Here is an 8562-nt window from a genome sequence, read left to right on the forward strand (position 1 = left end):
GCTCAGGCGGCCGCGTTGGCGCCGGCGCCCCGGCGGGTGGTCGGCAGACTGGAGCTGACCATGCAGCCGATGGCCTCGGCGGTGCAGAGGTCCAGGCCGAACTCCTCGATGACCAGGTCGTCGTGCGCCAGCGCCGTACCCACGTGAATGGTGCTCATTTCAAATCTCCCCGTTGTCAGTCTCCGCTCCGGTGGGCGTCGCCACCGGTCGAGAGAGATCCTGCTCGAGGAGCACCTCGGCGGCCAGTGCCGCCGTCATGCGGCGCACGTGAAGATTTCACGGTCCCGACCGGTGAAACCGCATGCCGCCTTCGGGAGCCGCGCACTGTCACGAAGGGGCCTCCGGAAGGAATCCTCTGAAGGGTAGTCAACCCGGCCCGAGTTGTTCGGAGTGACCGGGCCGACGTGCGTCACCAACGGAGGAACCAATGGACATCAAGCTCTTGGGGCCGCTCAGTGCGGAGTCGGGGGGTGTCTCGATCGTCCCGAGCGCGGGCAAGCCCCGGCAGATCCTGGCGCTGCTGGCCGTCTGCGCGAACCAGGTGCTGCCGGTCCCCACGCTGATGGAGGAGATCTGGGGTGACGAGATGCCGCGCAGCGCGCTCACCACTCTGCAGACCTACATCCTGCAGCTGCGCCGCCGGCTGGCCGCCGCCCTGGGGCCCGATTCCGCGCTCGGCAGCAAGGACGTGCTGGTCACCCGCTACGGGGGTTACCTCCTCAACGTCGCTCCCGAGCAGGTCGACGTGCACGTCTACGACCGGCTGGTGGCCGAGAGTCGCAAGGCCGGCGACAAGGGCGACGCGTCAGCCGTCGCGGCGCTGTGCCGCCAGGCGCTGGCGCTGTGGGGCGGGCCGGCCCTGGTGGACGTGAAGGTCGGGCCGACGCTCGAGGTCGAGCTGGTGCGCCTGGAGGAGAGCCGGCTGAGCGTGCTGGAGCGGCGGATCGACGCCGAGCTGATGTTGGGTCACCACAACGGACTGATCAGCGAGCTCTCGGCCCTGACGGTCCGACACCCATTGCACGAGGGGCTGCACGCGCAGTGCATGATCGCCCTGTACCGGTCCGGCCGGCAGTGGCAGGCGCTGGACGTCTACCAGACGCTGCGGGGGCGTCTGGTGGACGAGCTGGGGGTCGACCCGTCCCCACGGCTGCAGCGGCTGCAGCGGGCCGTGCTGTCCGGTGACCCCGTGCTGGAGTTCACCGGCGAGGCCGCCCGCCCGGTGCTCGACCTGTTCGCCGCCTGAGCCGGACTGCCGAAGCGGAGCGAACCACTCCCGGACCCGCCGGTGCCGCACGGCCCCGCTCGTACACCTCTCCCGGTCTTCGAGCGGGGCCGTGGTGTTTCTCCGTCGCCTCTCCAGCATCACCTCGCACAGTGAGCCGAACGAACGGATGTCCTATCCAGGGGGTTTCGCTGTGCCCGTCATAGACCTGTCGTCTCCGGTCGACGCATCCGGCTGGGAGCCGGATCCGATCATTCACGAGATCATGACGCCCGCCGAGGGCGCTCGCCACATGGCCGAGGAGATGAAGGCGCATTTCGGCCTGGAGTTCGATCCGGCCGACCTGCCCGGCGGGGAGCTGCTCTCGCTCGACACGCTGACCCTCACCAGCCACACCGGGACGCACGTCGACGCCCCGTCGCACTACGGGTCGGTCGGCGACTACGGGGTGCCACGCCACATCGACCAGATGCCGCTGGACTGGTTCCTGCGCCCCGCGGTGGTCCTCGACGTCAGGGACGCGGGCATCGGCGTGATCGGCCGGGAGCGGATCGAGCGGGAGCTGGCGCGCGTCGGCTACCGGCCGCAGCCGCTGGACATCGTGATCCTGCACACCGGTGCCTCCCGCTTCGTGGGCACACCACGGTACTTCACCGACTTCGCGGGACTCGACGGTCCGGCCACCGACTACCTGCTGGACCTCGGGGTCCGGGTGATCGGTACCGACGCCTGGAGCCTGGACGCGCCCTTCGGCGACATGATCCGCCGCTTCCAGGAGACCGGGGACCGCTCGGTGCTCTGGCCCGCCCACTTCGCCGGGCGCCGGCGCGAGTACTGCCAGATCGAGCGGCTGACCAACCTGGACGCGCTGCCGGCTCCCTTCGGGTTCAAGGTGGCCTGCTTCCCGGTGAAGATCGCTGGCGCGGGAGCGGGCTGGACCCGGGCCGTTGCCCTGATCGACGAATGAGCGCCACGGTGGAACCACCCTGGCTGATCTGCTTCCACCACGCGGGCGCCGGCGTCTCCTCCTTCGCCCGCTGGCAGAGCCTGATCGGTGACGCCGCCGAGGTCGTCCCGGTCCTGCTGCCGGGCCGCGAGCGCCGGATCCGCGAGGCTCGGATCACCGATCCGGACGAACTCCTGGTGGAACTGGACGCGCTGCTCGGCGAACTGCTGGACGACCGGCCGTACATGTTCTACGGGCACAGCCTCGGCGGCCTGGTCGCCTACACCTACGCCCGTGCCCGGGAACGGGCCGGGCGGCCCGGCCCGGCGCTGGTCGCGGTGGGCGCCGTCCAGCCGCCGCACCTGCGCTCACCGGTGCTGCGGGCCGCGAGCCTGCCCGATCAGGAGCTGCTGCGGCTACTGGTCTCGCACCAGACGCTGCCGCCCGAGGCGGCCGAGGGCGGCTCGGTGTGGGAACGGCTGGTGCTACCGGCGCTCCGCGACGACCTGCGGCTCGCCGAGGCGCTGTGCGACGCCGAGCGCACGCCGCTGGAGGCGCCGCTGCTGGCCCTGGCCGCACGCCAGGACCCGGTCTCCCCGCTGGTCGGGGTGGCCGAGTGGGCGGAGTACGCGCCGAACGGCTTCACGCTGCGCGCGGTGCCCGGGACGCACTTCTTCGTGCGGGAGAAGGAGGCCCCGCTGGAGCTGCGGGACGCCGCGCGGCGGCTGCGTGACGGCCATCAACCGTCTCTCTGGGACGAGTTGAGTGTGCATCAAGAGAACGCTGTGACAGTGATGGACAACGACCGACGGAGCAGAGAGGTGATGCGGCCGTGAACACAGAGCTCGTCCGAACCCGGGCCGGGGTGCCCTGGCCCGTAAGGAGGCAGCGATGAGCCGGCGTGTGGTCATCACCGGCATCGGTGTGGTGGCGCCCGGAGGTGTGGGCACCAAGAACTTCTGGTCGATGCTCACCGAGGGGCGCACCGCGACCCGGGCCATCTCGCTCTTCGACGCCTCCGCGTTCCGGTCCCGGATCGCGGCCGAGGCCGACTTCGACCCGGTCGCCGCGGGCCTGGACCCGCAGCAGATCCGGCGCATGGACCGGGCGGCACAGTTCGCCGTGGTCAGCGCCCGCGAGGCGATCGCCGACAGCGGTATCGAGCTGGGCGGCACCGACCCCTTCCGCACCGGGGTCACCATCGGCAGCGCGGTCGGCGCCACCACGGGCCTCGACACCGAGTACGCGGTGGTCAGCAACGGCGGCGCGGACTGGGTGGTCGACCACCGCTACGCGGTCCCGCAGCTGTTCGACTACTTCGTGCCCGCCTCCTTCGCCAAGGAGGTGGCCTGGGCGGCCGGCGCGCAGGGCCCGACCGCGGTGGTCTCCACCGGCTGCACCTCGGGGCTGGACGCGGTCGGCCACGCGGTGGAGCTGATCCGCGAGGGCAGCGCCGACACCATGATCGCAGGCGCCACCGAGGCGCCGATCTCGCCGATCTCGGTCGCCTGCTTCGACGCGATCAAGGCGACCTCGCCGCGCAACGACGACCCGGCGCACGCCTCGCGTCCCTTCGACCGGACCCGCAACGGGTTCGTGCTGGGCGAGGGCGCGGCGGTGTTCGTCCTGGAGGAGCTGGAGCAGGCCCGCGCCCGCGGCGCCCGGATCTACGCCGAGATCTCCGGGTTCGCCTCGCGCAGCAACGCCTACCACATGACCGGGCTGCGCCAGGACGGCAAGGAGATGGCGGAGGCGATCCGGGTCGCGCTGGACGAGGCCCGGCTGGCTCCGACCGCCGTCGACTACATCAACGCGCACGGCTCGGGCACCAAGCAGAACGACCGGCACGAGACCGCCGCCTTCAAGCGCAGCCTCGGCGAGCACGCCTACGCCACACCGGTCAGCTCGATCAAGTCGATGATCGGCCACTCACTGGGCGCCATCGGGTCCCTGGAGATCGCGGCCTGCGCGCTGGCCATCGAGCACCAGGTGCTGCCGCCCACCGCCAACCTGCACGAGCCGGACCCGGAGTGCGACCTGGACTACATCCCGCTCACCGCCCGCGAGGCCCGGGCCGACACGGTCCTGACCGTGGGCAGCGGCTTCGGCGGATTCCAGAGCGCCATGGTGCTCACCCGGCCCGGACGGAGGACGGCATGACCGAGGTACTGGAAGATCGGCCCGCCGAGGCACGGACCGGCCCGACGTCCGCCGTGTTCACCGGCATCGGCGTCACCGCCCCCAACGGGCTCGGCACCGAGGCCTGGTGGTCGGCGACCCTGGCCGGCCAGAGCGGCATCCGCACCATCAGCCGCTTCGACCCCGCGAGTTACCCCTCCCGGCTGGCCGGCGAGGTGCCGGACTTCGTACCCGCCGAGCACATCCCGAGCCGGCTGCTGCCGCAGACCGACCACATGACCCGGCTCGCACTCACCGCGGCCAAGGAGGCGATCGACGACGCGGGGGTGACCGCGACCGACCTGCCGGAGTTCGGCGCGGGCGTGGTCACCGCCAGCTCGGCGGGCGGCTTCGAGTTCGGGCAGCGCGAGCTGGAGGCGCTGTGGAGCAAGGGCGGCCAGTACGTCAGCGCGTACCAGTCGTTCGCCTGGTTCTACGCGGCCAACAGCGGCCAGATCTCGATCCGGCACGGGATGCGCGGTCCCAGCGGCGTGCTGGTCACCGAGCAGGCCGGCGGCCTGGACGCGATCGGCCAGGCCCGGCGGCAGCTGCGCAAGGGCAGCGCGCTGATGGTCACCGGCGGCGTGGACGGCGCGATCTGCCCGTGGGGCTGGACCGCGCAGCTCTCCGGCGCCCGGCTCAGCCGCGTCAACCAGCCCGACCGGGCCTACCTGCCGTTCGACGAGGAGGCCGGCGGTCACGTCCCCGGAGAGGGCGGCGCCCTGCTGATCCTGGAGGACGCGGCCGTGGCCCGTGAGCGCGGTGCCCGCGTCTACGGCCAACTGGCCGGGTACGCGGCGACCTTCGACCCGGCGCCGAGGACCGGCGGCGAGCCGTCGCTGCGCCGTGCGATCGAACTCGCCCTGGCCGATGCCGGAGTGACGCCCGAACAGGTGGACGTGGTGTTCGCCGACGCCGCCGGGGTGCCCGAACTCGACGTGCAGGAGGCCGACGCCATCAGCGCGGTCTTCGGCGCCGAGGCGATCCCCGTGACGGCACCGAAGACCATGACCGGCCGGCTCTCGGCCGGCGGCGCCTCACTGGACGTGGCCGCCGCGCTGCTCTCCATCCGGGACCAGGTCATCCCACCGACCGTCAACACCGGTCGCCTCGCCGAGGGCATCAGGCTCGACCTGGTCGGCGAGGCCCGCCCGCACCCGGTGCGGACCGCACTGGTGCTGGCTCGCGGCCACGGCGGCTTCAACGCCGCGGCCGTGATCACCGCCGGCGCCCGGTGACGGGCCGGCCCCTCCAACGTCAGAACCACGGTTTTCCGAACACCCATCGAAAGGTGCTGTCATGACGCTCACCGAACTGACCACTCTGCTCCGCGAATGCGCCGGTGAGGCCGAGGGCGTGGACCTGGACGGCGACGTCCTGGACGTGCCGCTGGGCGAGCTCGGCTACGACTCCCTCGCGGTGCTCCAGACCACCGGTCGCATCGAGCGGGAGTACGACTTCCAGCTCTCCGAGGACACCCTCGCCGAGGCCGAGACCCCGCGCCTGCTGCTGGAGTTCATCAACCAGGGCCTGGCCGCGGCCGGGCACCGGCTCGCCGCCTGATTCGGGCCCGGGCTCCGGCGCAGCGGCCGTTCCCGGTCTCCGGGGACGGCCGCTGCGCCGATCAGCCGAGCCGTGCCAACCACTGACGACCAGAGGAAGGGAAGGAACCCAGTCGTGCGCGTCCTGCTCGTGGTGACCCCCGTCAACAGCCATCTGCTGCCCATCGTCCCGCTGGCCTGGTCCCTTTCCGCGGCCGGGCACCAGGTACTGCTGTGCGGAGAGCCCGTGGCGGTGGAGACCGCGCGGGCCGCGGGCCTGCACACGGTGCCGGTGCGCGCGCTGCCCCGCCCGCCGCAGCCGCCCCGCCCCACGGCCGCGACACCCGCCGTCCCGCCCCTCCCGAAGCCCGCCGGCGGGGCCGGCTGGGAGCCGGACTGGGGCAAGCTGGCGGCGAACTGGCAGCAGCGGGTGGGCCGGGTGGTCGACGGCTACCTCGAGGTGGCCCGCGCCTGGCAGCCCGACCTGGTGATCTCCGATCCGCTGGAGTTCAGCGGGCCGCTGGTCGCCGGCGCGCTCCAGGTGCCCGCCGTGCTGCACCGCTGGGGCCCCGACCTGCTGACCACCCAGGCCCGTGAACCGGCCCGCCGGGCGCTCAGGGCCCTCGCCGAGCAGAGCGGCTCGTCCGGCGGCCTGCCCGACCCCGCGCTGCTGCTCGACCCCTGCCCGCCCAGCCTGGTGGCGCCGGGGACCGAGCCGGGGCGGCCGATCCGCTTCGTGCCGTACAACGGTGCCGGGGACTTCCCGACCGTCCGCGCGGTACCGGGCCAGCGCACCGTCTGCGTCTCCTACAGCGCCCGCACCGTCGAGGAGTGCGGGGTCGAGGGCATCGCCGCGCTGGCCGAGGCCTTCGACGGCCTGGACGGGGTACGCGCGCTGATCACCCTGACCGAGCGGCACGCCGCGCGCCTCGGACCGGTGCCCGCCAACGTGCGCCTGGTCCGGCCCGCACCGCTCTCCCTGCTGCTGGACGGCTGCTCGGCGCTGGTCCACCACGGCGGCGCCGGCACCGGCCTGACCGCGCTGCGGCTCGGGCTGCCGCAGCTGGTGCTGCCGCAGCCGCTGCCCGCGCTCGCCGTCTACGCGGAACGCCTGGCCGCGCGCGGGGCCGGTCTGCGGGTCGGGGCCGACCAACAGCACGATCCGGCGCAGCTGCGCGCGGCCCTGACCGAACTGCTGGGTGACCCCGGCTACGCCGCCCAGGCGACCGACTGTGCCCGGGAGATGCGGGCCATGCCGCTGCCGGCGCGGCTGGTGACGGACCTGGAACGGCTGGCCGCCGGGAGACCCTGCTCATGAGCCACCACGTCACACGGACCCCCTGGAGGCACTGATGCGTATCCTGTTCACCGCCCACATGGGCACATCACACCTTCGGGTCCTGATCCCGCTGGCGCAGGCCGCCGCGCGGCGCGGGCACGAGGTGGCGGTCGCCTCCGCGGAGGGCATGCGGGAGCAGACCGTGAACTACGGTCTGCGGTTCCGGCCCGCCGGGTCCGAATGGTCCACCGACCCCGAGCTGCTGCGCGCCGTGGGCCGGCCGCTGATGCGCGGCGACCACCACGGGTACCAGGAGGGCCTGGTCCAGGCCGGGATGCTGGGCAACCCGCCGCTGCGCTGCGCGCGTGACATCATCGCCGGTGCGGAGGACTGGAAGCCGGATCTCATCGTGCGCGAGGGCGAGGAACTGGGCGGCTACCTCGCCGCCGAGGCGCTGGGCATCCCGCACGTCACCGTGGCCAGCGGCTCGACCCATCTGCTGTCCCAGGCCGTCGTGCGCGAGCCGTTGAACCGCCTGCGCGGCGAGCTCGGCCTGCCGCCCGAGCCGGACGACCTGACCTGCTACCGGCACCTGCTGGTCAGCTGGCTGCCCCGCAGTTACACCCAGGACGACCTGGAGACCCGCACCCTGCGGCACTACCGGCAGTCCGCGCCCGACATCACCGACGAGCGCATGCCGGCCTGGTTCGGCGAACTGCCCGCCGACAAGCCCGTCGTCTACGCGGCGATCGGCACCGTGACGCCGATGTTCCAGGAGTTCTCCGAACGAGCGCTGCGGGCGATCGTCGAGGGGCTGTCCACGACCGACTGCTCCGCGATCGTGCACATCGGTACCGACCGCGACCCGGCCGGCTTCGGCCCCGTGCCGCCGCACGTGCGGCTGGTGAACCACTGGATCCCGCAGGCCGTGCTGCTGGACGGCTGCGACGTGTTCATCACCCACGGCGGACACGGCGGGATCCGCGAAGCGCTGCGCAGCCGCACCCCGATGCTGCTGGTGCCGATCATGGACGACCAGCCGTACGCCGCCCAACGCTGCACCGACCTCGGGCTGGGCCTGACCGCACCGGCGCGGAGCGTCACACCCGACGAGATCCGCTCGGCGACCAGGACCCTGCTGGAGGACCCCGCCTACTCCCGGCGGGTCGCGGCGATGCAGCGGGAGATGCTCGCGCTGCCCACCGTGGAGGACCTGGTCCGCGACATCGAGGAGCTGGTGGAACGTCACCACGGCCGGGGCGCGGCGATCGCCGCCTGAGCCGGTGGCACGCACGGCGAGGGGGAGAGAGGGGGGGGGGGGGGCCCCGGATCCCCTCCGTGTTGGTGCCCCCCTCCTCCCCCCCTGTGGAGGGGGGGAGGGAAACAAAAAAAA

9 protein-coding genes are annotated in these 8562 nt (G+C 72.8%); 8 read left to right on the forward strand and 1 reads right to left on the reverse strand.

Annotated features, from left to right (window positions below; translation table 11 throughout):
• Positions 1 to 2: 2 nt before the first annotated feature.
• Positions 3 to 158, reverse strand: coding sequence for a hypothetical protein (locus tag ACZ38L_RS14310; RefSeq protein ID WP_465692630.1), 156 nt, complete (start codon positions 156 to 158; stop codon positions 3 to 5).
• A gap of 269 nt (positions 159 to 427) precedes the next feature.
• Between ACZ38L_RS14310 and ACZ38L_RS14315 the strand changes: the two genes are divergently transcribed.
• The 8 genes from ACZ38L_RS14315 to ACZ38L_RS14350 all read left to right on the forward strand — a co-directional run bounded on the left by ACZ38L_RS14315 (position 428) and on the right by ACZ38L_RS14350 (position 8448).
• Entirely contained in the window at positions 428 to 1246 is an 819-nt protein-coding gene (locus tag ACZ38L_RS14315; protein ID WP_465692632.1) for an AfsR/SARP family transcriptional regulator, read from the forward strand.
• Positions 1247 to 1418: 172 nt separating this feature from the next.
• Positions 1419 to 2192, forward strand: coding sequence for a cyclase family protein (locus ACZ38L_RS14320; protein ID WP_465692634.1), 774 nt, complete (start codon positions 1419 to 1421; stop codon positions 2190 to 2192).
• On the forward strand, positions 2189 to 3007 hold the full coding sequence (locus tag ACZ38L_RS14325) for a thioesterase II family protein (protein ID WP_465692636.1): 819 nt from the start codon (positions 2189 to 2191) through the stop codon (positions 3005 to 3007). The genes ACZ38L_RS14320 and ACZ38L_RS14325 overlap by 4 nt, the downstream gene beginning before the upstream one ends.
• A 55-nt stretch (positions 3008 to 3062) precedes the next feature.
• Positions 3063 to 4331, forward strand: coding sequence for a beta-ketoacyl-[acyl-carrier-protein] synthase family protein (locus ACZ38L_RS14330; RefSeq protein WP_465692638.1), 1269 nt, complete (start codon positions 3063 to 3065; stop codon positions 4329 to 4331).
• The gene (locus tag ACZ38L_RS14335; protein WP_465692640.1) at positions 4328 to 5587 is read left to right on the forward strand and encodes a ketosynthase chain-length factor; all 1260 of its coding nucleotides are present in this window, start codon (positions 4328 to 4330) and stop codon (positions 5585 to 5587) included. The genes ACZ38L_RS14330 and ACZ38L_RS14335 overlap by 4 nt, the downstream gene beginning before the upstream one ends.
• Positions 5588 to 5648: 61 nt before the next feature.
• On the forward strand, positions 5649 to 5912 hold the full coding sequence (locus tag ACZ38L_RS14340) for an acyl carrier protein (RefSeq protein WP_465692642.1): 264 nt from the start codon (positions 5649 to 5651) through the stop codon (positions 5910 to 5912).
• A gap of 114 nt (positions 5913 to 6026) precedes the next feature.
• Positions 6027 to 7208: a nucleotide disphospho-sugar-binding domain-containing protein gene (locus ACZ38L_RS14345; RefSeq protein ID WP_465692644.1), complete on the forward strand. Its 1182-nt coding sequence runs from the start codon at positions 6027 to 6029 to the stop codon at positions 7206 to 7208.
• A gap of 34 nt (positions 7209 to 7242) precedes the next feature.
• The gene (locus ACZ38L_RS14350; protein ID WP_465692646.1) at positions 7243 to 8448 is read left to right on the forward strand and encodes a glycosyltransferase; all 1206 of its coding nucleotides are present in this window, start codon (positions 7243 to 7245) and stop codon (positions 8446 to 8448) included.
• Positions 8449 to 8562: the final 114 nt, after the last annotated feature.

Source organism: Kitasatospora sp. NPDC024654, assembly GCF_055559155.1.

Bases quoted from the DNA above. Each gene is read 5' to 3' on its own strand.
- ACZ38L_RS14325 (WP_465692636.1), top strand. From the start codon at position 2,189: ATGAGCGCCACGGTGGAACCACCCTGGCTGATCTGCTTCCACCACGCG.
- ACZ38L_RS14330 (WP_465692638.1), top strand. From the start codon at position 3,063: ATGAGCCGGCGTGTGGTCATCACCGGCATCGGTGTGGTGGCGCCCGGA.
- ACZ38L_RS14335 (WP_465692640.1), top strand. From the start codon at position 4,328: ATGACCGAGGTACTGGAAGATCGGCCCGCCGAGGCACGGACCGGCCCG.
- ACZ38L_RS14350 (WP_465692646.1), top strand. From the start codon at position 7,243: ATGCGTATCCTGTTCACCGCCCACATGGGCACATCACACCTTCGGGTC.
- ACZ38L_RS14340 (WP_465692642.1), top strand. From the start codon at position 5,649: ATGACGCTCACCGAACTGACCACTCTGCTCCGCGAATGCGCCGGTGAG.
- ACZ38L_RS14315 (WP_465692632.1), top strand. From the start codon at position 428: ATGGACATCAAGCTCTTGGGGCCGCTCAGTGCGGAGTCGGGGGGTGTC.
- ACZ38L_RS14310 (WP_465692630.1), bottom strand. From the start codon at position 158: ATGAGCACCATTCACGTGGGTACGGCGCTGGCGCACGACGACCTGGTC.